Origin of the sequence: Zoogloea sp. (assembly GCF_023150065.1) — a bacterium.
Classification (GTDB): domain Bacteria; phylum Pseudomonadota; class Gammaproteobacteria; order Burkholderiales; family Rhodocyclaceae; genus Zoogloea.
Genome location: NZ_JAKLLN010000020.1, coordinates 12588 through 38098 on the forward strand (window position 1 = coordinate 12588; position 25511 = coordinate 38098).

The window sequence follows — 25511 nt, forward strand, 5'->3', positions numbered from 1 at the left end:
CTCTATTGATAATAATTATCATTATATTTTTAGGCTCCAGTCTTCGCAAGAGGCAACTACTGGCGTGTGTGTCCGCCATCGTGGCGCCGGGAGGCGATATTGCCCACGGTGACCAGATCGTTGCCGTATCCTCGCCGAGCATCGGCGAAGCCATATGGGTGCCGGTCGTTCAAGGGAGCAAGGATGGTGATGCTTAGTGGTGCACTGCTGGTTGTTCTGCCGACCTGGTGGGCGATGTCGGTCAGGCTCGCGGGCCTGGGGCAGGGGCGTTTGGCCTGTCAGCTCAAGGGGTTGGCCTTTGCACTGTTCCAGCTGGCGGTGATGGTCGGCCTGATTTACCTGGATGCCTGGTGGGCGGTGCTGATTTACGTGTTTCTGATGCTGGCCACCGGCAACATGGTGCTTGAGGCGGTGGCGCTGCGCCACCCGGACAGTGCCCTGGGAGCCTGGTGGCTGCGTCAGAAAACGGCGGCGGGACGTCGCGCCGGCTGAATCTGCCCGTTCTGGGCGCTGGGCCTGGCTCCAGGTCCTCAAGCTTTGCCGTTTGGGTTCGCTAATCCTGCATGGTGCTCATGAACAGGTAAGCGAGATGGCAAGCGACTCACGTTTTCAGAATCTGCGGGCTTTGCTGGTGGAGCCTTCCGCCGTGCAGGCCCGGATCATCCGCGCCGAGTGCGACGAGATCGGGCTGCATCAGGTGGAGATTGTCGGCACGGTAGCCGATGCCCTTGATGCCATGCTGCGCAGCGCGCCGGATCTGACCTTGTCGGCGCTGTATCTGCCCGACGGCACTGGCACCGAGTTGGTTAAGGCGATGCGTGCCGAAGGCCGGCTGGCCGAGGTGCCGTTTCTGCTGATTTCCAGTGAAACCCGGCCCCAGGCCCTTGAGCCGGTGCGTCAGTCCGGCGCCTGCGGCATACTCCCTAAGCCTTTCACTGCCGCCCAGCTATCCCGGGCGATCAGCCGTACCCTGGATTTGCTCGGCACCAGTAGCGCACTGGAGAACGAGTTCGATCTGGAGTCGATCCGGGTGCTACTGGTGGATGACAGCCCCAATGCCCGGCGCTTCATCCGCCGGGTGCTGGAGAACCTGGGGCTGCGCAACTTCATCGAGGCCAGCAATGGCCGGGAGGCGGCAACGCTGCTGGCCGACACGATGGTGGATCTGATCGTGACCGACTACAACATGCCGGAGATGGACGGCCGGGAGTTTGTGGAGTACGTGCGCACCCGCAGCTGGCAGCAGGAGGTGCCCATCCTGATGGTCACCAGCGAATCCAGCGAAAGCCGTCTGGCGGCGGTGCAGGAAGCGGGCGTGTCGGGCATCTGTGACAAGCCCTTCGAGCCGGCGCTGCTGCAGCAACTGCTGGCCGGCATGCTGGGCCCTACCGACGCTGCGTAAGCGCCACCGTGGCCCGGCCTGAGCCCGGGCTCAGGCCTTCACCGCCTCCAGCAGCTCCTTCACTGCCGTCACCCGCATCTTCAGATCCGGGGTGGCGAGCTTGCGCACCAGCTTGTCGGGGCCGGACATCTTCACGCTGCGGTCCTTCTGGATGAGCATGATCACCTTCACCGGGTCGATGGGGGCGTTCTGGCCGAACTGGATGCTGATCTGGCTCTCGGACGCGTCCATCTTGGCCACGCCGTAGGGCTTGACCAGCATGCGCAGGCGGTGGGTTTCGAGCAGGGTGCGGGTCTGGGCCGGCATTTCGCCGAAGCGGTCGATGAGCTCTTCCTGCAGAGCCTGAAGATCGTCCTCGCTCTCGCAGTTGGCCAGGCGTTTGTAGAGGGTCAGGCGCTCCTGCACGTCGCTGCAGTAGTCGTTGGGGAGCAGGGCGGGAGCGTGGAGGTTGATCTCGGAGACGACCTCCAGGGGCTGGCTGAGGTCGGGCTCCTTGCCTTGCTGCAGGTCGCGCACGGCGCGCTTGAGCATCTCGGTGTAGAGGCTCACCCCCACCTGCTGGATCTCGCCGGACTGGTTCTCGCCGAGCACCTCGCCGGCGCCGCGGATCTCCAGATCCTGCATGGCCAGGTAGAAGCCGGAGCCCAGCTCTTCCATCATGGTGATGGCCTCAAGGCGCTTCTGGGCCTGGGCGGTGGGTTTGGCATGGGCGTCGGTGAGCAGGTAGGCGTAGGCCTGGTGGTGCGACCGGCCGACGCGGCCGCGCAGCTGGTGGAGCTGGGCGAGGCCGAAGCGATCCGCCCGGTTGATGATGATGGTGTTGGCCGTGGGGATGTTGATGCCGGTCTCAATGATGGTCGTGCACAGCAGCAGGTTGGCCTTTTGAGTGGTGAAGTCGCGCATCACCCGCTCCAGTTCCCGCTCGGGCAGCTGGCCGTGGCCGATGACGATGCGTGCTTCGGGCAGCAGCTCCTCCAGGGATTCGCGCACGTTCTCGATGGTCTCGACCTCGTTGTGCAGGAAGTACACCTGCCCGCCGCGCTTGAACTCGCGGATCACCGCCTCGCGGATGATGCCCTTGCTGTGGCGCTGCACGAAGGTCTTGATGGCCAGGCGCTTCTGCGGCGCGGTGGCGATCACCGAGAACTCGCGCAGGCCTTCCAGGGCCAGGCCGAGGGTGCGCGGGATGGGGGTGGCGGTGAGGGTGAGGATGTCCACCTCGCTGCGCAAGGCTTTAAGGGCTTCCTTCTGGCGCACGCCAAAGCGGTGCTCCTCGTCGATGATGACCAGGCCCAGGCGCTTGAAGGTGACGTCCTTCTGCAGCAGCCGGTGGGTGCCGATGAGGATGTCCACCTTGCCCTCGCCGAGCTGCTGGATGGCCTCGGCCTGCTCCTTGGCGCTCTTGAAGCGGGACAGCTCGGCCACCTTGATGGGCCAGTCGGCAAAGCGGTCGGCGAAGGTTTGATAGTGCTGTTCGGCCAGCAGGGTGGTGGGGCACAGCACCACCACCTGCTTGCCGTCGGCCACGGCGATGAAGGCGGCGCGCAGGGCTACTTCGGTCTTGCCGAAGCCCACGTCGCCGCACACCAGGCGGTCCATGGGCTTGCCGGACTTCATGTCGGCCACCACGGCGTCGATGGCGGCCATCTGGTCGGGGGTTTCCTCAAAGCCAAAGCCGTCGGCGAAGGCTTCCAGGTCGTGCTGCTTGAAGTCGAACTGGTGGCCCTTGCGGGCGGCGCGCTGGGCATACAGGGCCAGCAGCTCGGCGGCGGTGTCGCGCACCTGCTGGGCGGCCTTCTTCTTGGCCTTCTCCCACTGGCCGGAGCCCAGGGTGTGCAGATGCACGGCCTCCGGGTCGGCGCCGGCGTAGCGGGTGATGACGTGGAGCTGGGAGACGGGCACGTAGAGCTTGTCGCCGTTGGCGTACTCCAGGTGCAGGAACTCGGTGTCACCCTCGCCCAGGTCCATGTGCACCAGGCCCATGTAGCGGCCGATGCCGTGGCTGGAGTGCACCACCGGGTCGCCCGTCTTGAGCTCCGACAGATCGCGCAGCCAGCCTTCCATGGTGGCGGCCTTGCGGCTGTCGCGGCGGGTGCGGGTACGGGCGGTGGCGGCGTAGAGCTCGGACTCGGTGACCACGGCGAAGCCGGCCTCGGGCAGCACGAAGCCGGCAGCCAGGGGGCCGCTACCCAGGGCCAGGCGCGCATCACCGGCCAGGAAGGCGCCGAAATCGGCGTTGGCGGCGGGTTTCAGGGCGTACTCGGCGAAGTATTCGGCGATGGTCTGCTGGCGCCCGGCCGATTCTGCCAGCACCAGCACCCTGCCGGAAAACCCGCTGCAGAAGGCCTTGAAACGGTGCAGCGGATCGCTGGCCTTGCGTTCGACGGCGATGTCGGGAAGGGGCTCGACCGGGCCGCCCAGGGGCGAGACGGGCAGGCTCAGGCGGATGCGCTCCTTGAGGGCGACGAAGAAGGCTTCCTCCGAGAGGAAGAGCTGCTCCGGCGGCAGGATGGGCCGGGTCTTGTCGCCACCCAGAAGCTGGTGGCGGCTGCGGGCATCCTTCCAGAAGGCTTCGATGGCACCCGGAACGTCGCGGTGCAGCAGGATCGGGGCGCTGTCGGGGAGGTAGTCGAAGAGGGTGGCCGTCTCGTCGAAGAACAGGGGCAGGTAGTACTCGATGCCCGCCGGGGCGATGCCGTTGGAGACATCCTTGTACACCATGCAGCGGGAAGGGTCGCCCTCGAAGGTCTCCCGGAAACGGCCGCGGAAGCGGGTGCGCCCGGCTTCGTCCATGGGGAATTCCCGCGCCGGCAGCAGGCGCACTTCCTTTACCGGAAAGACGGTGCGCTGGGTGTCGGGGTCGAAGGTCTTGATGCTCTCCACTTCTTCGTCGAAGAGGTCGATGCGGTAGGGCAGGGCGGCGCCCATGGGGTAGAGATCCACCAGCCCGCCACGCACGCTGTATTCGCCCGGCGACATGACCTGGGTGACGTGGGCATAGCCGGCCACGGTCATCTGCATGCGCAGGCGGTCCACGTCGAGCTTTTCGCCCTGCTTGAGGAAGAAGGTGTAGGCCGCCAGGAAAGCCGGCGGGGCCAGCCGGTAGAGCGCCGTGGAGGCGGGCACCAGGGCGATGTCGGCCTCACCACGGCTGATGGCGTAGAGCGATGAAAGCCGCTCGGAGATCAGGTCCTGGTGGGGCGAGAAGCTGTCGTAGGGCAGAGTCTCCCAGTCAGGCAGCAGGTGGGTGCGCAGGCCGGGGGCCAGCCAGGCGATCTCGTCGGAGAGGCGTTGGGCGTCGATGGGGTTGGCGGTGACCACCACCAGCATGCGCTTTCCGCCGGCCAGCCGGGCAATCGCCAGGGCGTCGCCTGACCCGGCGACGGGTGGCAGGTCGAGGCGCTGGCCGGGCTTGGCCTGGGCGAAGGCGTCAAGGGCGGGAAGAAGGGCTTGAAAGGGGCTGGAGGCGGTCATGCGCGGGCGTGCTGCGGGAGAAACAAGGGGCGGATTATAGGCGTCCGGCTCAGGCCCGGGCGACCTGGAAGGTGTCCACGACGCGGCCACTTTCGACGCCTACCGGGCTCCAGGTGGATTCGACCACGTGGGTCCAGCCGTAGCGGTCGCGGCGGATCACGGTGGAGCAGCGGGTGCCGTAGCCCGGTGCCCGGATGAAGGCGCTGGAAAGCATCCGCTCCCAGGCCAGGCTCACCCCGGTGCGGGGCAGTTCGGCATCGGCCGCGGGGCGGTCATCACGCAGGAGTTCGGCCAGGGGGGTGTCGTCGGGCAGGGCACGCAGGGCACGGGCGAGGCGTGACTTGCCCGCCAGTACCTTCGGCCATGGCGTGTCGAGGAGGTGGTTGGACAGGGCGTATAGGCCGGGCTCGAGATGCCGGGCGCTGCCGGTTTCGCTTTCGTAGATGCCGAGGCTGTCCCCGTCGCTGAGCAGCAGGTTGAAGCCGTTGTAGCGCGGGCCTTCCGCCGTCAGGCGGGCCAGGGCGGCATCGGTGGACTCGGTGCCCGCCAGAAAATCGGCTACCAGGGCGCCCCGCGAGGGGGCATCCGGACGCTGGCGGGCCGGGTCGCGGAAATTGGTGAGGCCGGCAAAGCGGCCATTGCGGCTCAGGCCGAGCCAGGTGCCGCCCGCCTCCAGATCACGGCCGGCGAAGACGCCCGGCCGATCTGCCCACCAGCCGGCTTCTGCCGTGGCGCGGGCGAAGAACTCGTCCCGGTTGGCAGCCACGACCAGCGGGTAATCCGGATGGGCGCGCCAAGCGAGCAGGATCAGGCACATGCGACGAAGCGTTCGGTGTGGCGACGTCCACCGTCTTCAAGAAAGCGCATCAGGCCGTGGCGCTCAATGGCCTGCTCCAGTGCGGCGTCGAAGGCGGGGGCATCCAGCACGTTCTCGTAGATCTCCATCCAGGTCCAGGGGTCGTCGGCCTTGCGCAGGAAGCGTCCTGCGATGCCTGTCGATGCCTGGATTTCGGCCTGGAGGTTATACAAGCCCCGGGCCAGATCGGCCTCCATGCCGATCCGGACCGGGTAGTAGATGAAGTAGTGGGAGGGGCTCAAGGTTGGGTGTGCTCAGGCGAGGGCGTAGGGCAGGGGGAGAAAGCTCACCGCAGGGCCGCCGGTGCTGCCGAGATGCACTTCGGTGGATTCGGCGCTGGATGTCTGCAGGACCACGAGAGCATCGAAACCGCCGGCCGGCGCGGGCGCCGCGATGACCACCTTGCCGGCCGACTGCTCACCGAACTCGGGGGAGAACACGTCGGTGCCGGCAACCGGCAGTTCGGTGGCATCCGTATGCACGCGGAACATGCGCTTCTTGAGCTTGCCCAGATAATGGGTGCGGGCCACGATCTCCTGGCCGGGGTAGCAGCCCTTGTTGAAGCTGACACCGCCGATCAGATCGAAGTTGAGCATCTGGGCGACAAACTCTTCCTGCACCGGCAGGGTGACGGTGGGCAGGCCCTGGCTGATGTCCAGCCAGTGCCAGGCTGCCGTGCCGGCCGGCGCAGCGCCTGCAGCCACGAACTTGCCCCACAGGGCCACGGCTTCGGAGATCGGTGCCGAGATCAGGAAGCGGGCGCCATCCAGGCGCACCACCGTTGCCACGCCGGAGGCCGTTGCCCGGGGGGCGCCCGGAATGTGCAGCCCGGCAGCCTCAAGGGCGGCGCCGGCCTGGGGGCCGGCAAGGCCGATCAGGACGCTGTCGCCGCTGTCGTCCATCAGGCGGACCTTGGAGCGCAGCACGTACATGGACAGCTTCTTGAGCATGGCCGCGTGGATGTCGGCGGACAGCGTCAGCAGGTAATCGCCTGCCTCGCGCCACAGCACGATGCTGGCCAGCATGCGCCCCTTGGGGCTGTTGAAGCTGGTCAGCTGGGCCTCGTTGGAGCCGAGCTTCTTCACGTCGTTGGAGAACAGGTTGTGCAGGAAGACGCTGGCGTCTTCACCGGTGGCGCGGATCGCACCGAGGTGCACGAGAGGAACCAGCACGGTTCCCTGGGCCGCGAGCGTCACATCCTGCCGCTCGTCGTCATTGAACTTGACGGAGTTGTCCAAAAACTTCGCGCCGTTGGCGCCGAGATGGGATTGCCAAGTTGCATTCATCAGTCGTGTCCTGTCGCAAAAACGAGTCTTGAAGCGGTTTGCGCTATTATAGGGCGTTGCCGCGCGGGGGCTGGCCAATCAATTGAAGCAAGAATCAAGCCCCTGGTTTTTGCCGGATCTTCCTCCTTTCTTCACCTCTTTCGTTCCTCCCGAAAGCGCCAAGTTCCCCGATGAAGCGCCTGTTTTTTCGTGTTTTTGTTGTTGCGCTGATGGGCGTCCTTGCTGCAGTCGCCGGCCTTGTGTGGTTTGCCCTCAGTCCGGTGGGTTTGCGACAAAGTCCGCTGGATTTCACCATCGAGCCTGGCTCCGGCATGCGTCAGGTGGCGCGCCAGCTCACGGAAGCCGGTATCGACACCTGGCCCCCGGCACTGGTGTTCCTCGCAAGGGTGACGCGCCAGGCCAACGGGATCAAGGCCGGAAGCTATGAGGTCGAGGCCGGGGTCACACCGCTGGCCTTGCTCAACATGCTGACCCGTGGTGATGTCAGTCAGGCCGAGCTGGCCCTCATCGAGGGCTGGAACTTCCGTCAGTTCCGTGCGGCCCTGGATCGCCACCCGGATCTGCGCCATGACAGCGCAGGCCTGTCCGATGGCGAGCTGCTGGCGCGCATCGGCGCCGACGCATCCCACCCTGAAGGTCAGTTCTTTCCCGACACCTATCTGTTCTCCCGCCGCAGCAGTGATCTGGAGGTGTTGCGGCGCGCCCACCGCCAGCAGCAGAAGATCCTGCAGCGGGAGTGGGACAAGCGCGCCGAGGGGCTGCCTTACCCGACGCCTTACGAAGCCTTGATCATGGCGTCCATTGTCGAAAAGGAAACCGGCCAGGCCGCCGACCGGCCAATGGTGGCCTCGGTTTTCGTCAACCGCCTGCGCAGCGGCATGCTGTTGCAGACCGACCCCACCGTGATCTATGGCCTCGGCCCGGCCTTCGATGGCAACCTGCGCAAGCGTGACCTTCAAACCGATACGCCCTACAACACCTATACCCGGCCCGGATTGCCGCCCACCCCGATCTCCATGCCCGGCGTCGCCGCCCTCAGGGCAGCGCTCAATCCGCCCAGTACCGACTATCTCTACTTCGTGGCCCGGGGAGACGGCTCCAGCGCCTTCTCCCGGACCCTGACCGAACACAACCGGGCCGTCGCCCGCTACATCCGGAAACAAGCACCGTGAAATCCCGCTTCATCACCTTTGAAGGCATCGATGGTGCCGGCAAGAGCAGCCAGATTGCGGCCGCCGTCGCCCTGATCCAGTCCCGAGGCATTCCCGTGGTGCAAACCCGGGAGCCGGGCGGTACGCCTCTCGGGGAAAAGCTCCGTGAGCTCCTGCTCCACGAACCGATGCACCTCGAGACCGAAGCCCTGCTGATGTTCGCTGCCCGTCGCGAACATCTGGCTGCGCGCATCGAACCGGCCTTGTCGTCCGGCGCGTGGGTGGTCTCCGACCGTTTCACCGATGCCACCTACGCTTACCAGGTGGGCGGGCGCGGGCTGGATGAAAAACGCTTTGCCACCCTGGAAAACTGGGTGCATCCTCATCTGCAGCCCGATCTGACACTGATTTTCGACCTCGATCCCCAGGTGGCGGCAAGCCGTCTGGCGGGTACGGGCAACGCCCCTGATCGTTTTGAACGGGAGCAGGCCGATTTCTTTGAGCGGGTGCGCAATGCCTACCTGCGCCGGGCTGCGGCAGACCCGGCGAGAGTCAAGGTGATCGATGCTGGGCAGCGCCCGGAAGAGATTCGCAAAGAACTTGAACAAATTATTCTAGAAAACTGTTTTCAATGATCTTTGAATGGCAATCCGGCTTGTGGGCCCGGGTGCTCGACAGCGCTGGCCGCATGCCCCATGCCCTGCTTTTTGCCGGTCCGGCAGGCGGGGGCAAGCGCATTTTTGCCGAGGCCCTGGCTGCCCGTATCCTGTGCCTGCGTCCTGGTGCGGATGGGCATGCCTGTGGGCAATGCGAGGATTGCCAGTGGCGTCTGGCCGGGAATCATCCGGACCTGCTCCGGGTGATTCCCGAAGCCGATCAGGAAGATCGGGCCGATGCCTCCACCGAGAAACCCGAAGGGGGCAAAGCCGCCAGCCGGCAGATCGTGATCGACCAGATCCGCGCTCTTCAACAGGCCCTGACCACGGGCGGGCACCGGGGCAGTCAGCGAGTGGTGATCGTCGACCCGGCCGACGCAATGAATATCTTTACGGCCAACGCACTTCTTAAACTGCTTGAAGAACCAACGACAAGCACCCTGTTTTTATTGATTTCCTCTGCGCAAAAACGTCTGCTGCCGACCATCCGCAGCCGTTGCCAGACCTGGGCCTTTCCGCGCCCTCCGGCCGAGCAGGCGGCCCGCTGGCTCGCCGGGCGCAGGCTTCCGGATGCCCCCGCATTGCTGGCCTTCTGCGGTGGTATGCCCCTGGCTGCTGCCGCGCTGGCTGAAGGCGGCGGTGCCGCCGCCCGGCGACGTTTCGCCGACGAGATCTCGACACTGCAGGGCAAGGCCGCCCTGCGTCTTGCCGGCGAGTGGGAGAGTTGGCTGAAGGGCAAGGATGCCCTGGCCAGCGGGTTCGACATGCCGACCCTGGTGAGCTGGATGCAGCGCTGGGTAGCCGACCTGGTCAGCCTGAGGCTGGGCGGGCCGGTGCGTTTCTTCCCCGATCGGGAGGACGTGCTGAGAAGCCTGGCCGGGCGCCTGTCCGTGGATGCCGCCCTTGGCTGCTACAATGAAATCACTCAGTCGCGCCGGGTCTCGCAGCACCCTCTCAATGCCCGGCTTTTCTTGGAAGACATGCTCTTGCGGTACGCCCGAAGCCTTCAGGCTGCCGCACCGGCGGTGCGTAAATGAATGATCCTGTAAGACGATCGACGATGGCGCGCCCCAGCGTCCTGTCCCTGAACATCAGTTCAAAATCAGCGCTTTATGCTGCGTATATGCCGTTCATCAAGAACGGCGGGCTGTTTATTCCCACCGCCCGGATCTACAAGCTCGGTGACGAGATCTTCATGATCCTGCAGATCATGGACGACCCCACCAAGCACCCCGTTGCCGGAACCGTTGCGTGGATCACCCCCGCGGGTGCCCAGGGCAACAAGACCCAGGGCATCGGAGTCCAGTTCGGCGGAGACGAAGCAGGGCAGGTGCTGCGCAACCAGATCGAGCAGATTCTTGCCGGCCACCTGGGTTCGTCCCGTCCAACCCACACCATCTGATTCACCGGCACCAATCAATGCTCGTCGATTCCCATTGCCATCTCGATTTTCCGGACCTGATTGAAAACGAAACCGCCGTTCTCGAGCGGATGGCCGAAAACGGGGTAACCCACGCCCTGTGCGTCAGCGTCAAGCTGGAAACCCTGCCCGCCGTCATCGGCCTGGCCGAACGTCACACCAACCTGTTTGCATCGGTGGGAGTGCATCCGGACAACGCCGATTGTGACGAGCCCGACGAGGCAAGGCTCCTTGAACTTGCGGCCCATCCCAAAGTGGTTGCCATTGGTGAAACCGGGCTGGATTATTACTGGCACAAGGACTCCCCCGAATGGCAGCGTGACCGGTTCCGGACGCATATCCGTGCTGCGCGGCGCTGTGCCAAGCCGTTGATCATCCACACCCGGGAGTCCGCTGCCGACACCATCCGCCTGATGCGTGAAGAGCGTGCCGGTGAGCCTGGTGGGGTGATGCACTGCTTTACCGAAACTCGCGAAGTGGCAGAGCAGGCACTGGATCTGGGTTTCTACATCTCTTTCTCGGGTATCGTCAGCTTCAAGAATGCCGAGGCCTTGCGTGACGTTGCACGCTTCGTGCCCGCCGATCGCCTGCTTGTGGAGACCGACTCCCCCTATCTCGCACCCATGCCTTTCCGCGGAAAAACCAATCAGCCTGCCTATGTCCGACACGTGGCCCAGGCGATTGCCGACGCACGGGGAGAAAGCCTGGCCACCGTGGCCGAGGCCACGACCTGCAATTTCTTTCGACTGTTCAAGGACGCACGCCCCTCATGAAGCCCGTTGCGCAGATCTTTCGCCCCCGCACCCAAACACTTCTCGCCTTGCTGCTGGGCCTGCAGCTCTCCCTGCCTGTAGTGGCCGCGTCCCTGGACGACCTCCTGAATGCCGCCAAGATGGGTGATGCCAAGGCGGTCGCGCAGCTGGTGTCTCAGGGGATGGACAGCAACTCCACCGACCAGAACGGCAATACCCTGCTCATTCTGGCTGCCCGCGAAGACCAACCCAGGGTGGTGGAAGCGCTCGTCAAACAGCGGGGCATCAAGCTCAACGCCCGCAATGCCGCTGGCGACAGCGCCCTGATGCTGGCCAGCCTGAAGGGGCATGCCGAGGTGGTTCAGCTGCTCCTGGCGGCAGGGGCCGAATTTGATCACGACGGCTGGAATCCGCTGCTTTATGCGGCCTTCGAGGGGCGACTGCCGGTGGTGGAGCAGTTGCTGGCCAAGGGAGCAAACCCCAATGTGAAGGCTCCCAACCGCACGACGCCGCTGATGTTTGCCGCGCGAAACGGCCATGAGGAGGTTGTGCTGCGTCTGCTCAAGGCCGGTGTGGATCTGGACTGGAAAAACGACCAGAACGAATCGGCAGAGAGCTGGGCCATCAAGAACCGCAACACGGACATTGCCGGGCTGATCCAGGCTGAACGCAAGGCCCGTGCCGCGGGGGCAGGCAAGTAGGCCTTGCCCAGCACCGGGTAAAGCGGATCAGTAGTGACGCCCGTGGCCGAAGCGCCACGGCAGGGAAGGGGCAATGCGCCGGAACAGGGCGACCCCGACGAGGGCCAGGATGGCGGGAACCAGTGCCTGGCCGCCCTGGCCGCCGGCCAGCAGTACGCCGACAATGAGACCAACCAGCATCAGGGTGCGGCAGATGAGGCTTTCCATGATTGACTCCTTTTCAGAACGATTCGAGCCCGAGCGGGGCTGAAATGCATCACGACCAGGACTCGCCTTTGATTGTTGCCTGGCTCACCCTTCGATAACTGTAATTATATACAGCACTCGACGTATGGCAAGCCCTGTCGGGTGAAAAATGCTGCCTGACGGGTAAACTCACGCCCATGAAGGCGAAGAACCCCGACACCAGCGCTCCTCCCACCCCGCAAGGGCCTGTCCCTGTCCGCCCCCTGGACGAGCTGACGATCCCCCCTGAACTGGACGGGAAGAGCGGCGTTAACAGGGCCGACCCGGCCCGCCTGCAGATCACGGCGAACACGGACGCCGACGCGATCCGTTGTTTCCTGACCGAGTACGACCGTTCGCCCGGCACCTATCGCATCTACCAGCGGGAGTGCGAGCGCCTGCTGCTCTGGTCCCTGATCGACTGCGGCAAACCCTTGTCCAGCCTCAATCGCCAGGATTTCGAGGGCTATCTGAATTTTCTGGCGGATCCCCAGCCAGCCGCCTTGTGGTGCGGCCCCAAGGCGGAGCGCATCACCGAGCGCTGGCGTCCCTTTGTGGGCCCGCTCAGTGAGAGTGCGGTGCTCACGGCCATGGCGGCCATCAATTCGCTGATGAGCTACCTGGTGGATGCCGGCTATCTGCTCGGCAATCCCCTTGGGCTGATCCGTCAGCGCCGGCGCAAGATGTCCGCCGAGGTAAGCGGCCCCCTGCGCGCCGTGGCCAGCACGGAAGAGGTCGACAAGATCGAGCGCTTCCTGGATACGCAGATGTGGCAGGCGGTGACCGACGCCATCGAAGCCATGCCGAAGGATGCCGAGCGAGGGCGTGACGAATACGAGCGGGCGCGCTTCATCGCGGCAACCCTCTACATGCTGGCGCCGCGTGCCGGTGAACTGGAGAGCCACCGCATGAACAGCTTTCGGGAAGAGCGTGGCCTGTGGTGGTGGTACGTGGTGGGGAAGGGGGGCAAGAAGGCCAAGGTGCCGGTGGCCGACGACATGCTCCAGGCCTTGATCCGCTATCGCAAGTATCTGGGCCTGACGGCCGTGCCGCGCCGGGATGATGAGACGCCGCTGCTGGTATCCGTCAAGAATGGAAGCCCGATCACGGCCCGCCGGCTCAATCAGATTCTGAAGAAGATTTTCAACGCCGCGGCTGACCTGCTGCCGGACGATGCCGAGCACAAGAAGGAGAAGCTGCGTGCCGCTTCCGCCCACTGGGGGCGCCACACAGGCATCACTGCCAAGCTGGACAGCGGCATCGACGAACGTTTCGTGCAGAAGGATGCCCGCCACACCGACGCCCGGACAACCCAGCGTTACATCCACGAAGAGGAAGAGCGCTGGCACGAAGAGGCCCAGAAGCAGCGCCTGCGCTGGACGGAAAAAAAGGCGGACTGAACATGCGGTAAGCCGTCGCCCCAAGATGGGGATCGTAAAATTCAATCCGTGCCAAACAATACGGATTACGACCGTACACGTATGCTATGGTTTCCAGGACACACTTTTGTGCAAACCTGGCAAACGAGGGCTTGATTGATGGCACGCAGCAGCAGCGTCACCTTCGAGGCAGTCGAGCAGATCTGTTTTCAGCTGCTTTCCCTGGGCGAGAACCCGTCCTTCAACCTGGTCTATGCGGAGCTTGGCAACAAGGGCTCCAGCGAGATCGTCCAGCGTTACATCGATCAGTGGCGACGGGACACCGGCACGGCATTCTTTCGGCAACGCAGCGTGCCGGGCATGCCTGACGAGCTGGTGTCGTCCACCGACGGACTGATGGCGAAAGTGTGGTCGCTGGCCCTGCAGCATGCGGATCAGGTCTTCGCCAGCCAGCGCCAGCTCCTCGAGCAGGAGCAGGAGGCCGTGCTGGGGCGCCTCCAGGCCGCGCTTGACCGAAACGCGCAGCTTGAGTCAGAGGCCACCCAGGCGGCAGCCCAGGTTGAAGCCCTGAATCTTGGTGTCCAGACCCGGGAAACCAGTATTGCTGACCTGCGCAATCAGGCCCTGGAGTTCCTGCGCCAGAGGGAAGGCCTTGAAAACCGGGTCAGGCAGCTCGAAGAGGCCGCCGAGGCCCGGGAGCAGAAGTTCACTGCCGAATCCGAGCGTCTGAGCCGCCTGCTTCAGAACGACCGGGATCGCTACAACGCATCCCTGAAGGAGGAGCAGGACCGCAGCGCCCTGGACCGGGAGCTGCTGATGAAGCAGATTGATCAGGCGCGCCAGGAGAAGCTCGCCGAAATCACCACCATGCGCCAGCAGCTTGCCAACCGCGAGGATCGGGAAGCCCGACAGCGGGAGCAGACCGAAGAAGCCAAGGCGGGCCTGCGGGAGGCGGTATCCCGTGCCCGCCAGATCGAGACCTCCCTGGCGGCAGCCGAGGGGCGGATCGAACGTCTGCAGGTCCAGCTCAAGACGGCCAGCGAGGCCGCCCACGGCAAGGAGTCTGCCGTTGCCGCAGCAGAAGCGAGAGCCCGTGCGGTGGAGGAGGTTCGACTGGCTGAAACCGTAAGGGCCCAGCGGGCCGAAGCGGCGCTGGCTGAAGCCCTGGCTGAACTGGGGATGCTCAAGAAGAAGAACTGAAGCAGGCAGGAAAGAGGAAGAGACCGCAATCAGGTCAGGATTTTATTTTTTATTCAAATAGAAGAGGGGCTTTTCTGGTGTATTTATTTAACTTCTGAAAACAGTAATTTTCAGAAGTTAATGTTTGTCGTTGTTTTATTGAGCAAATATTGATTATTTTTAATAAATTTAAAGGCTTAAAGATCATATTTCATGCTCTTTAGAAGCACTTCCGTGCCGAGTTTGAAGTATGGCCATGCCGCCTTGGCGACGCTGCCTCCAGTAGCCTGAAAGCACCTGCTCTGCCTGATCGGCCCTGCCCTTCAGAATGAACTGCCGGAGTTCTTCCTGCAGAGCTTTCGACGGCTGCATGTCCGGGGATTCAAGGAGAGGACCGCATGCCAGCTTGAGACGGGTCACTGCGTCATCGATCTGATTGGCCAGATAGGGGTTTCCCGATGCCTGGCAAAGCCCGGGCCAGAACTGGCATCCCTCGTCGGGCGGTCGCCGGGCATCCGCAGCCTGGCGCATGGCAAAGCCCTCGAGCAGCTCCAGCACATCGAAGAGCTGCGAGACATCCTGACGGGTGGGAGAGGCAACATGGAAGCCCCTTGAATTGAACTCCACCAATCCGTTCCTGAGCAGGAGGGAAAGCGCTTCCCGGACAGCGCTGCGGCTCACGCCATACGAGGTGGCCAGGCGGTACTCGTCCAGGGTCTCTCCGGGCATGAGTTCATGCGCGCACATCCGCTCGCACAGGGAATCGGAAAGGACCTCGAACAACGGACGCGGGCGCACAGACATGCTTTGTTTCTCCTGACTCAGGATCGTGGCTACTCAATCAAAGGGTCCTTGGCATCGACCAGTTCGTCCGATGCATCAAAAACACGGGGTGGGCTTGCGTCGGGATCGGTGTTAATCGACGTTTTCATCGTCATCGGGAGCACCGATCACTACGCTCATCTCGCAATATACGCAGCAGAAAATTTGAAGCCACCCCTGAAAGAGCCGAGTTTTGCAAACACCAGAATGCGGGATAGCAAATCTTGCGAATGTGCCGGGTTGGTTTTCTGGCGCAGGAACCGGACCGTTGGCAAGGAGAGCCGGATGCTCAGCAGCGGCTGGCGCGAAGGCACTTCGCTGCGGCCACCATGTTGGTCAGCGCCGGCGTCACCTCAGCCCACTGCCGGGTCTTCAGGCCGCAGTCGGGATTGACCCACAAGCGTTCGGCGGGGATACGTTCGATGGCCTTCTTCATCAGGCCGACAATGTCTTCCTGGGTCGGGATGTTGGGCGAATGGATGTCGTACACACCGGGGCCAATCTCGTTGGGATACTTGAAGTCGTCGAAGGCATCGAGCAACTCCATGTCGGAGCGGGACGTCTCGATAGTGATCACATCGGCGTCCATGTCCGCAATGGCGGTGATGATGTCGTTGAACTCCGAGTAGCACATGTGGGTGTGGATCTGGGTTTCGTCGCGAACGCCATTGGCGGTGATGCGGAAGCTCTCCACGGTCCAGTCCAGGTAGTCCTGCCACCGGGATTTGCGCAGTGGCAGCCCTTCACGCAATGCGGCCTCGTCAATCTGGATCACCCGGATCCCTGCCCGCTCCAGGTCCAGCACTTCCTGGCGGATGGCGAGCGCAAGTTGCCTGCATGATGCAGAGCGCAGCTGGTCGTCCCGCACGAAGGACCAGTTGAGGATGGTCACCGGGCCGGTGAGCATGCCCTTCATCGGCTTGCGGGTGAGGGACTGGGCGTAGGTGATCCAATCGACCGTCATCGGGCGCGGTCGGCTGATGTCACCGAACAGGATGGGCGGCTTCACGCAGCGGGAACCGTAGGACTGCACCCAACCGAACTGACTGAAAACATAGCCGTCGAGTTGCTCGCCGAAGTATTCGACCATGTCGTTGCGTTCGGCCTCGCCGTGCACAAGCACATCCAGGCCAAGGGCCTCCTGCTCACGCACACTGCGCGCGATTTCGCTGCGCATAGCGGCCTTGTAGCCTGCCAGATCGAGACGGCCGGCCTTGAAGTCGCTACGTGCTTGGCGGATCTCCGCCGTCTGCGGAAAGGAGCCAATGGTGGTGGTGGGGAACGCGGGCAGCTTGAGCCATTCAGCCTGCTTGGGTGCCCGGTTGGTATAGCGGCTTTCCCGCATGCCCATATGGGCATCGATGCGCGCGACAGCGGCCTGGACAGCAGGGTTGGTAACCCGCGGGGAACTACGCCGGGCGAGCAGCGCGGCCTGGTTGGAGGTGAGCGCCTCCCGGACGGCTTCACGGCCATCCCGCAGGGCAGTGCCCAGCACTTTGAGCTCATCGAGCTTTTGCAGGGCAAAGGCCAGCCAGGACTTCACTTCGGCATCCAGCCTCTCCTCACTGCCCAGGTCCACCGGCACGTGCAGCAAGGAGCACGAAGGCGCGATCCACAGGCGCTCGCCCAGGCGTTGGGCAATAGGCTCCAACCAGTCGAGCACGGCCGTGAGGTCGGTCTTCCAGATGTTGCGGCCATTGATCACCCCCAGTGACAGCACCTTGCTGGAAGGCAACAGGTTGAGGATGGGGCCGACATCCTCGCGGCCGTTGATCGCATCGATATGCAGGCCCGCTACCGGCAGGTTGGCCGCGAGGTACTGGTTTTCAAGAAGCTGGCCGAAGTAGGTGGCCAGCAGGAGCTTGATGCGGCCACTCTTGAGTTCGTGATAGGCCGCGTTGAAGGCATGCCGCCAGTCGGCATCGAGCTCGGTGACCAGCAGCGGTTCGTCGATCTGCACCCACTCCACGCCCTGCTCCGCCAGGCTGTCCAGCAGCTGGGCATAGACCGGGAGCAGGCGTGGGAGCAGGGCCAGCTTGTCGGAATCATCCTTGGCCTTGCCGATGGCAAGGTAAGTCACGGGGCCGATGATGACAGGCTTGGCGTTTACCCCCCGGGCCCGGGCCTCGGCAAGTTGCTCGAGGAGGCGCGATGCATCGAGCCGGAAACGGGTCTCCGCGGTGAACTCCGGGACGATGTAGTGATAGTTGGTATCGAACCACTTGGTCATCTCACCGGCTGCCACACCGCTGCAGCAGCGCGCTTGATCGTCGGTGCCCGGGGCCGAACGGCCGCGTGCGACGCGGAAGTAGTTGTCGAGCACATCCCCCTGGAAGCTCAGCACCCGATCAGGGAGGTTGCCGAGGGTGAAGCTCATGTCGAGGATCTGGTCGTAGAAGGAGAAGTCGCCCACGGGCACCAGATCGATGCCGGTCTGGTCGGCCCAGTGGCGCTGGCGCAACGCTGTCCCGAGAGCGTTCAGATCGTCCCGTGAGGATTCGCCTTTCCAGTAAGACTCCAGCGCAAACTTCAGTTCGCGCCGGGCGCCGATGCGGGGAAAGCCGAGATTGTGGATGGTGGTCATGTGCAACTCCCTATAGCGGTTGAGCACCAGATGGTAGGGATTGCAAACGATGACGTAAAATGGTCTTATTTCACATATCAATGAACTAAATTCATAAAATGCTTGAGCGAATCCATCTTGCCATCGTGCTCGAAGTGGAAAAGCGGGGTTCGCTGACCGCCGCTGCCGAGGTGCTGTGCGTCACCCAATCGGCCCTCAGCCACAGCATGAAGAAGCTCGAGCAGCATTTGGGGACGGATATCTGGCTACGGGAAGGGCGCAGCCTGCGTCTGACCCAGGCGGGGCAATACCTGCTGGCCGTCGCCAACCGGGTGCTGCCGCAGCTCTCCTTGGCGGAACAGCACCTGCGCCAGTTCGCCCAAGGGGAACGCGGCACCCTGCGCATCGGAATGGAATGCCATCCTTGCTACCAGTGGCTGCTCAAGGTGGTTTCGCCCTATCTGGCGGCATGGCCGGACGTGGATGTGGATGTAAAGCAGAAATTCCAGTTCGGGGGCATCGGCGCCCTGTTCGGTTACGAGATCGATGTGCTGGTCACACCAGACCCCCTCTTCAAACCGGGGCTGCAGTTCGAGCCGGTGTTCGACTACGAGCAGGTGCTGGTGGTGGCCCGGGGCCACCCCCTGGCACGGGCGCCTTACATCACGCCCGACCAGATGGCGCAGGAGACCCTGATCACCTACCCCGTCGCCCCCGACCGGCTGGACATCTACACCCGGTTCCTCCAGCCCGCCGGTATCGCGCCCAGGCGCCACAAGACCATAGAAACCACCGACATCATGTTGCAGATGGTTGCCAGCCAGCGGGGTGTCGCCGCCCTGCCCCGCTGGCTGGTGCTGGAATACGCGGGCAAGGTCGATGTCGTTCCAGTGCGCCTGGGCCTGGAGGGCGTTGCCAAACAGATCTTCCTCGGTGTCCGGGAGGCCGATCTGGGGACGGACTATCTCCAGGCCTTTATCGAGCAGGCCCGTCAGCGGGTGGCACCTGCCGTCACACCCTGAACCCCGCCAGGCCTCAGGGTGCCTGCATCACCCGCTTCGCCACTTCGAGTCGTCGCCACACAAAGTAATCGGCGAGTGCCTGTCTGGATGATTGGCCCGGGCGATCATGGCCGGGGCCTCTCCCCTCCCCCTTCTGCGCCTGCTTGGCATCGATATCCGCCATCAGGAAGCTCGGGCCGAGGGCGAGATAGAGCTTGTCCGTGACACGCTGCAACAGATCCTGAACGAAGGGATTGGCGTCCCAGTCGTGATGGAAAACCTCAAGATGCTCCGTGATCTTGAGCAGCTCTGCCAGTTCGAATGCCGTGAATTCCGTGACCGTGCAGTGCTTGGTTTTTCGATGGGCAACGGTGACAAGGCCATCCCTGGTCAGTACCTTGATGGCTTCCCTGACCGGCGTTCGGCTGACTTCGAGCTCGCGCGCCAACAAAGTCTCATCGATAGCAGAACCAGGAGGCAGCTCGTGATTCAAAATCCGGGTGCGCAGCGCATCGGCAATGCTCTCAAAGAGCGCTTTCGGGCGAGGAATGGAGTCGGTCATTGGGGCGCACATGCTCGTTCCCTGTGACAAGCAGCGCCTCTTTCCGGATGCTTGGAGTGTTCCGGAAAGAGGCAAAGAAAAAAGCCGGCCGAACCTTAGTCCTGGAGAGACTAACTCGGGAGAGAATAAATGGGTTCGGCGGCAAAACCGTTGATCAATCGTCAGCCGTAGCGCTTTTCGAGTGCGTCCCAGCCTGGTTTGCCCACCAGGCGTTGGCGCTCGGCAAAGGGTGTCACCAGTCCACCGGACTCCAGGATCTCCTTGTCGTCACGCAGCACGCCCAGGGCTTTCTGCATGCCCATCACCGCGCCCTGCAAGGCAGCGTTGGCGTAGAGCACGATGCCGAAGCCCAGCTTCCCGAGTTCTTCCGCATTGAAGATGGGCGTCTTGCCGCCAATGACCATGTTCATCAACTGCGGGGTAGCGAGGCGCTGCGGGAGGGCCCGGATCTCTTCGGCAGTGGTGACCGCCTCGACAAACAGGATGTCGGCGCCGGCCTCGGCAAACTGCTGGGCGCGCTCCACCGCGGCTTCGAAGCCATGGACGGCGGCGGCGTCGGTACGTGCCATGACCAGAAAATCCGGATCGCGGCGCGCATCCACGGCAGCCTTGATCTTGCTCACCGCCTCTTCGGTGGAGATCACGTCCTTGCCGGCAAAGTGCCCGCAACGCTTGGGCGCCACCTGGTCTTCGAGCTGGATGCAGTCGGCGCCGGCGCGCTCCAGGGTGCGCACCGTGTGATACACGTTGAGGGCATTGCCAAAGCCCGTGTCCGCGTCCACCAGCAGCGGCACATCGACGGCATCGCGGATGCGTGCCGTGTGGTCGGCGATCTCTGCCAAGCCCATGAAGCCCTGGTCAGGCATGCCGAACCACATGTTGGTCACACCGGCGCCGGTGATGTAGATGGCTTCGAAGCCCAGGTCGGCGATGACGCGCGCCGAGAGGGCATTGAAGGCGCCCGGGACGATGACGCCGCGCTTGGCGGCCACCAGTTCTTTGAGTTTCTTGCGGGAAGACATGTGGAAATCCTTGCTCAGAATGCGTCGCCGGGCACGCGGACCCAGCCTTCCATCAGAATCCGCGCACTACGGCTCATGATGGCTTTGGTTACTGTCCATGTGCCGTCCACCAGACGGGCTTCGGCACCCACGCGCAGGGTGCCGGAGGGGTGGCCGAAGCGCACTGCGGTGCGCTCGCCCCCGCCGGCCGCCAGATTGACCAGCGTGCCGGGGATGGCTGCCGCCGTGCCGATGGCGACCGCAGCGGTGCCCATCATGGCGTGGTGCAGCTTGCCCATCGACAAGGCGCGCACCAGCAGGTCCACCTCGTCGGTCTTGATCGGCCTGCCCGACGACGAGACATAGTCCCGAGGGGGCGCGACGAAGGCGATCTTGGGGGTGTGCTGGCGGGTGACGGCCTCTTCGGGGGTCTTGATCAGGCCCATGCGCAGGGCACCGGCCACGCGGATCGCCTCGAAACGGGCCAGGGCGGCCGGGTCGCCATTGATGGCTTCGCGCAGCTCGGTGCCGGTGTAGCCGATCTCGGCGGCATTGACGAACACGGTCGGAATGCCGGCCGAGATCATCGTCGCCTTGAAGCTGCCGACGCCCGGCACTTCCAGGTCATCCACCGCATTACCAGTGGGAAACAGGGCTCCGCCCTCCTCCCCTTCATCCGACGGTTCGATGAACTCCAGCACAATCTCGGCAGCCGGAAAGCTCACCCCGTCGAGCTCGAAATCGCCAGTCTCCTGGACTTGGCCAGCCTTCACCGGCACGTGGGCGATGATAGTCTTGCCGATGTTGGCTTGCCAGATCCTCACCACGCAGATGCCGTCGTGGGGGACGCGCGCCGGATCCATCAGCCCGGCGTGGAGGGCGAAGGCGCCAGCGGCGGTGGACAGGTTGCCGCAGTTGCCGCTCCAGTCCACAAAGTCCTTGTCGATGGAGATCTGCCCATAGAGGTAGTCCACATCGTGATCCGGCCGGGTGCTGCGGGACAGGATCACGCACTTGCTGGTGCTCGATGTCGCCCCGCCCATGCCGTCGATATGGGTGGCGTAGGGGTCAGGGCTGCCGATCACGCGCTGGAACAATCGGTCACGGGCCTTGCCCGGCACGCGACAGGATTCCGGCAGGTCGTCCAGCCGGAAGAACACCCCCTTGCTGGTGCCGCCGCGCATGTAGGTGGCAGGAATGCGGATCTGGGGAACAGCGCTCATCAGGCGGTTTCCTTTTCAGTGGCCAGAAAGTCCTGGGCGAATCGCTGCAGGACGCCGCCGGCTTCGTAGATCGAGACTTCTTCGGCCGTGTCCAACCGGCAGGTGACGGGCAGCTCGATGCGCTGCCCGTTCCGGCGGTGGATCACCAGGGTCAGGTCGGTGCGCGGCTGGCGCACGCCGACCACATCATAGGTTTCGGTGCCATCCAGGCCCAGCGTGAGGCGGGTGGTGCCGGGCTTGAACTCCAGGGGCAGCACCCCCATGCCTACCAGATTGGTTCGGTGGATGCGCTCGAAGCCTTCCGCCACGATGGCCTCCACCCCGGCCAGGCGCACCCCCTTGGCCGCCCAGTCCCGGGACGAGCCCTGGCCATAGTCGGCACCGGCGATGATGATCAGGGGCTGCAGGCGCAGCATGTAGGTTTCGATGGCCTCCCACATGCGCATCACCTGCCCCTCCGGTTCGACCCGCGCCAATGAGCCCGCGCGGACGCTGCCATCGGCGTTGCGCACCATCTCGTTCCTGAGGGTCGGGTTGGCAAAGGTGGCACGCTGGGCAGTCATGTGATCGCCCCGGTGGGTGGCGTAGGAGTTGAAGTCTTCCTCCGGCAGACCCATCTTTGCCAGGTATTCGCCAGCCGCCGAATCCGGAAGGATGGCGTTGGAGGGCGACAGATGGTCGGTGGTGATGTTGTCCGGCAGAATGGCCAGGGGCCGCATTCCCTGCAGGGTCCGCTCGGCGGCCAGCATGCCCTCCCAATAGGGCGGGCGGCGGATGTAGGTGGACCGTGGGCGCCAGGCGTAGAGGGGGCTGATGGCGGAGCCCTCATCCCGGCGGGGGGCGAACATCGGTTCGTAGATCTGGCGGAACTGCTCCGGCTTGACGGCACGGGCGACGATGGCGTCGATCTCCTCGTCGGATGGCCACAGGTCCTTCAGTCGGATCTCCCTGCCGTCCATCACGGCCAGCACGTCCTGCTCGATGTCGAAGCGCATCGTGCCGGCAATGGCGTAGGCCACCACCAGGGGGGGCGAGGCCAGGAAGGCTTGCTTGGCGTAGGGGTGGATGCGCCCGTCGAAATTGCGGTTGCCCGACAGCACGGCGGTGGCGTAGAGGTCGCGCTCGATGATCTCCTGCTGGATCGCTGGGTCGAGGGCCCCGGACATGCCGTTGCAGGTGGTGCAGGCATAGCCGACGATGCCGAAGCCGAGCCTCTCGAGTTCGGAGAGCAGCCCAGCCTCTTCCAGATAGAGTCTGGCCACCCTGGAGCCTGGCGCAAACGAGGTCTTGACCCAGGGCTTGCGGACGAGGCCCAGAGCGTTGGCGTTACGGGCCAGCAAGCCGGCGGCCACCACGTTGCGCGGGTTGGACGTGTTGGTGCAGCTGGTGATGGCGGCGATGATCACCGCGCCGTCGGGCAGCAGGCCCTCATATTCTTCCGCCCGAGCCATTTCCAGCTTGACCGGGCCGGCGATGCCACGCTTCGTCAGTGCCGAAGTCGGCAGGCGTTTGTGGGGGTTGGACGGGCCGGCCATGTTACGGACCACCGTCGTCAGGTCGAACTCCAGCACCCGTTCGTACTTCGCGGTCTTCAGCGCTTCGGCCCACAGGCCGGTGGCCTTCGCGTACTGCTCGACCAGCGCGACCTGCTCCGGGCTGCGGCCGGTGAGCTTCAGGTAGTCGATGGTCTGCGCATCGATGTAGAACATGGCGGCGGTGGCGCCGTACTCCGGGCACATGTTGGAGATGGTGGCCCGGTCGCCGATGGACAGGCTGTCCGCTCCTTCCCCGAAGAACTCCACCCACGCACCGACGACCCTCTCCTGGCGCAGAAACTCGGTGAGCGCCAGCACGATGTCGGTGGCGGTGATGCCGGGCTGACGGGTACCCGTCAGCCTGACGCCGACGATATCGGGCAGGCGCATCATCGACGCCCGGCCCAGCATCACCGTCTCGGCTTCGAGGCCCCCCACGCCGATGGCGATCACGCCCAGGGCGTCCACATGGGGCGTATGGCTGTCGGTGCCCACGCAGGTATCGGGAAAGGCGACGCCGTCCCGGACCTGGATCACCGGCGACATTCTCTCCAGGTTGATCTGGTGCATGATCCCGTTGCCCGCCGGGATCACATCCACATTCTCGAAGGCGCGCCTGGTCCACTCGATGAAATGGAAGCGGTCCTCATTGCGACGGTCTTCCACGGCCCGGTTCCTGGCGAAGGCCTCCGGATCGAAGCCGCCGTATTCCACCGCCAGGGAGTGATCGACGATGAGCTGGGTCGGCACCACCGGATTGACCTTGGCCGGATCGCCGCCCTGGTCGGCAATGGCGTCGCGCAGGCCGGCCAGATCCACCAGCGCGGTCTGGCCGAGGATGTCATGGCAGACCACCCGGGCCGGGTACCAGGGGAAGTCCAGGTCACGCCGGCCCTCGATGATCTGCTCAAGTGCATCGGTGAGCATGGCCGGGTCGCAGCGGCGGACCAGTTGTTCCGCCAGCACGCGGGCAACATAAGGCAGCCCGTCGTAGGCCCCCGGGCGGATGGCGTCGATGGCGGCGCGGGTGTCGAAGTAGTCCAGCCGGGTGCCGGGCAGGGATTTGCGGTAAGCAGCGTTCATGATGACCTGGCCCTTACTGGCGCTGCTCGATGGGCACGAAGACCCGGTCTTCCGGCCCGACATAGTTCGCGCTCGGGCGGATGATCTTGTTGTCGATGCGCTGCTCGATGATGTGTGCCGCCCAGCCGGAGGTACGGGCGATCACGAAGAGCGGGGTGAACATGGCCGTCGGGACGCCCATCATGTGGTAGCTCACGGCGCTGAACCAGTCCAGGTTGGGGAACATCTGCTTGACCTCCCCCATCACGGCTTCCAGGCGGGCAGCGATGTCGTACATCTTGGTGGAACCTGCGTCCACCGACAGTTCAGCCGCGACCCCCTTGATCACCTCGTTACGGGGGTCGGACACGGTATAGACCGGGTGGCCAAAGCCGATCACGACCTCCTTGGCCTCTACGCGGCGACGGATGTCGGCCTCGGCTTCATCCGGGCTGTCGTAGCGCTTCTGGATCTCGAAGGCCACCTCGTTGGCGCCCCCGTGCTTGGGGCCCCGCAGCGCGCCGATGGCGCCGGTGATGGCCGAGTAGATGTCCGACCCCGTGCCGGCGATGACCCGGCCGGTGAAGGTGGAGGCGTTGAATTCGTGCTCGGCGTAGAGGATCAGGGAAGTGTGCATGGAACGCTCCCACAGGGCCGAGGGCTTCTGCCCGTGCAGCAGGTGCAGAAAATGCGCGCCGATGGAGTCGTCATCCGTCTCCACATCAATGCGTTTGCCGTTGGTGGCCCAGTGGTACCAGTAGAGCAGCATGGACCCCAGGGAGGCCATCAGGCGATCGGCGATGTCCCGTGTGCCCGGAATGTTGTGGTCGTCCTTCTCCGGCAAGGCGCAGCCCAGCGCCGACACCCCGGTGCGCATCACGTCCATCGGATGGGCGGAGGCCGGCAGGCACTCCAGGGCTTCCTTGACGTTGGTCGGCAGTCCGCGCATGGCCTTGAGCTTGGCCTTGTAGGCCTTCAGTTCCGCCCGGGTCGGCAGCTTGCCATGCACCAGCAGGTGGGCCACCTCTTCAAACTGGCAGCGCTCGGCGATATCCATGATGTCGTAACCCCGGTAGTGCAGATCATTGCCGCTCTTGCCCACGGTGCACAGGGCGGTGTTGCCAGCGGTGATGCCCGAGAGGGCTACCGACTTCTTGGGCTTGAATGAGGACTCTTGTGGTGTGTTCATTCCTGTCTCCTATGCAATTCCGCTAGGGCTTGCGCTTGTCTTGAGGAGTTCGCAATATACGCACCCTGATCG

23 protein-coding genes are annotated in these 25511 nt (G+C 64.1%); 11 read left to right on the plus strand and 12 right to left on the minus strand.

The features are described 5' to 3' along the window. Positions 1–189 precede the first annotated feature (189 nt). Positions 190–492: a hypothetical protein gene (locus L6Q67_RS18665; protein ID WP_296573061.1), complete on the plus strand. Its 303-nt coding sequence runs from the start codon at positions 190–192 to the stop codon at positions 490–492. Positions 493–589: 97 nt separating this feature from the next. Beyond that, positions 590–1402, plus strand: a complete 813-nt coding sequence (locus L6Q67_RS18670; RefSeq protein WP_296573064.1) for a response regulator — start codon at positions 590–592, stop codon at positions 1400–1402. 30 nt (positions 1403–1432) lie between these two features. On the opposite strand, the gene mfd is transcribed toward L6Q67_RS18670, so the two are convergent. From mfd to L6Q67_RS18690, 4 genes are read right to left on the minus strand one after another with little or no spacing between them, the layout of a single operon-like run. Next, positions 1433–4876, minus strand: coding sequence for a transcription-repair coupling factor (mfd, locus tag L6Q67_RS18675; RefSeq protein WP_296573067.1), 3444 nt, complete (start codon positions 4874–4876; stop codon positions 1433–1435). A gap of 49 nt (positions 4877–4925) precedes the next feature. Continuing rightward, entirely contained in the window at positions 4926–5693 is a 768-nt protein-coding gene (locus tag L6Q67_RS18680) for an NRDE family protein (RefSeq protein WP_296573070.1), read from the minus strand. Next, positions 5684–5974, minus strand: a complete 291-nt coding sequence (locus L6Q67_RS18685) for a DUF4936 family protein (protein WP_296573074.1) — start codon at positions 5972–5974, stop codon at positions 5684–5686. The genes L6Q67_RS18680 and L6Q67_RS18685 overlap by 10 nt, the downstream gene beginning before the upstream one ends. A gap of 12 nt (positions 5975–5986) precedes the next feature. Beyond that, positions 5987–7018, minus strand: a complete 1032-nt coding sequence (locus L6Q67_RS18690; RefSeq protein WP_296573077.1) for a folate-binding protein — start codon at positions 7016–7018, stop codon at positions 5987–5989. A 170-nt stretch (positions 7019–7188) separates the two neighbouring features. Between L6Q67_RS18690 and mltG the strand changes: the two genes are divergently transcribed. From mltG to L6Q67_RS18720, 6 genes are read left to right on the plus strand one after another with little or no spacing between them, the layout of a single operon-like run. After that, positions 7189–8190, plus strand: a complete 1002-nt coding sequence (mltG, locus tag L6Q67_RS18695) for an endolytic transglycosylase MltG (protein ID WP_296573080.1) — start codon at positions 7189–7191, stop codon at positions 8188–8190. Beyond that, the gene (tmk, locus tag L6Q67_RS18700; RefSeq protein ID WP_296573083.1) at positions 8187–8804 is read left to right on the plus strand and encodes a dTMP kinase; all 618 of its coding nucleotides are present in this window, start codon (positions 8187–8189) and stop codon (positions 8802–8804) included. Before mltG ends, tmk begins: the two co-directional genes overlap by 4 nt. Before the next feature lie 53 nt (positions 8805–8857). After that, entirely contained in the window at positions 8858–9862 is a 1005-nt protein-coding gene (gene holB / locus L6Q67_RS18705; protein ID WP_367171657.1) for a DNA polymerase III subunit delta', read from the plus strand. Next, entirely contained in the window at positions 9859–10227 is a 369-nt protein-coding gene (locus tag L6Q67_RS18710) for a PilZ domain-containing protein (protein WP_296573089.1), read from the plus strand. Before holB ends, L6Q67_RS18710 begins: the two co-directional genes overlap by 4 nt. Positions 10228–10244: 17 nt before the next feature. Further along, positions 10245–11018: a TatD family hydrolase gene (locus L6Q67_RS18715; protein ID WP_296573093.1), complete on the plus strand. Its 774-nt coding sequence runs from the start codon at positions 10245–10247 to the stop codon at positions 11016–11018. Next, positions 11015–11698 (plus strand): ankyrin repeat domain-containing protein, encoded by a 684-nt coding sequence (locus L6Q67_RS18720; RefSeq protein WP_296573096.1) that lies wholly within the window; start codon positions 11015–11017, stop codon positions 11696–11698. The genes L6Q67_RS18715 and L6Q67_RS18720 overlap by 4 nt, the downstream gene beginning before the upstream one ends. A gap of 27 nt (positions 11699–11725) precedes the next feature. On the opposite strand, the gene L6Q67_RS18725 is transcribed toward L6Q67_RS18720, so the two are convergent. Beyond that, entirely contained in the window at positions 11726–11905 is a 180-nt protein-coding gene (locus L6Q67_RS18725; protein WP_296573099.1) for a hypothetical protein, read from the minus strand. A 176-nt stretch (positions 11906–12081) separates the two neighbouring features. Between L6Q67_RS18725 and L6Q67_RS18730 the strand changes: the two genes are divergently transcribed. Both L6Q67_RS18730 and L6Q67_RS18735 read left to right on the plus strand, forming a co-directional pair. Continuing rightward, entirely contained in the window at positions 12082–13323 is a 1242-nt protein-coding gene (locus L6Q67_RS18730; protein ID WP_296573104.1) for a site-specific integrase, read from the plus strand. A 138-nt stretch (positions 13324–13461) separates the two neighbouring features. Beyond that, on the plus strand, positions 13462–14502 hold the full coding sequence (locus L6Q67_RS18735; protein ID WP_296573106.1) for a DNA-binding protein: 1041 nt from the start codon (positions 13462–13464) through the stop codon (positions 14500–14502). Between the two features lie 183 nt (positions 14503–14685). Here the strand turns inward: L6Q67_RS18735 and L6Q67_RS18740 are convergent, their stop codons facing one another. Beyond that, entirely contained in the window at positions 14686–15285 is a 600-nt protein-coding gene (locus tag L6Q67_RS18740; protein WP_296573109.1) for a GntR family transcriptional regulator, read from the minus strand. Positions 15286–15592: 307 nt separating this feature from the next. Beyond that, positions 15593–17887, minus strand: a complete 2295-nt coding sequence (gene metE / locus L6Q67_RS18745; RefSeq protein WP_296573112.1) for a 5-methyltetrahydropteroyltriglutamate--homocysteine S-methyltransferase — start codon at positions 17885–17887, stop codon at positions 15593–15595. A gap of 98 nt (positions 17888–17985) precedes the next feature. Here metE and L6Q67_RS18750 point away from each other — a divergent pair, with 98 nt between their 5' ends. Beyond that, positions 17986–18888: a LysR family transcriptional regulator gene (locus L6Q67_RS18750; protein WP_296573114.1), complete on the plus strand. Its 903-nt coding sequence runs from the start codon at positions 17986–17988 to the stop codon at positions 18886–18888. A 13-nt stretch (positions 18889–18901) separates the two neighbouring features. Here L6Q67_RS18750 and L6Q67_RS18755 read toward each other — a convergent pair whose 3' ends face one another. From L6Q67_RS18755 to prpC, 5 genes are all read right to left on the minus strand, one after another. After that, on the minus strand, positions 18902–19429 hold the full coding sequence (locus L6Q67_RS18755; RefSeq protein ID WP_296573117.1) for a GntR family transcriptional regulator: 528 nt from the start codon (positions 19427–19429) through the stop codon (positions 18902–18904). 161 nt (positions 19430–19590) lie between these two features. Continuing rightward, positions 19591–20451, minus strand: a complete 861-nt coding sequence (locus L6Q67_RS18760) for an isocitrate lyase/PEP mutase family protein (protein WP_296573119.1) — start codon at positions 20449–20451, stop codon at positions 19591–19593. Between the two features lie 14 nt (positions 20452–20465). Further along, positions 20466–21653, minus strand: a complete 1188-nt coding sequence (gene prpF / locus L6Q67_RS18765; protein ID WP_296573122.1) for a 2-methylaconitate cis-trans isomerase PrpF — start codon at positions 21651–21653, stop codon at positions 20466–20468. After that, entirely contained in the window at positions 21653–24271 is a 2619-nt protein-coding gene (gene acnD, locus L6Q67_RS18770; RefSeq protein WP_296573125.1) for a Fe/S-dependent 2-methylisocitrate dehydratase AcnD, read from the minus strand. Before acnD ends, prpF begins: the two co-directional genes overlap by 1 nt. A 13-nt stretch (positions 24272–24284) precedes the next feature. Continuing rightward, positions 24285–25439, minus strand: coding sequence for a 2-methylcitrate synthase (prpC, locus tag L6Q67_RS18775; protein WP_296573128.1), 1155 nt, complete (start codon positions 25437–25439; stop codon positions 24285–24287). Between the last annotated feature and the right edge of the window lie 72 nt (positions 25440–25511).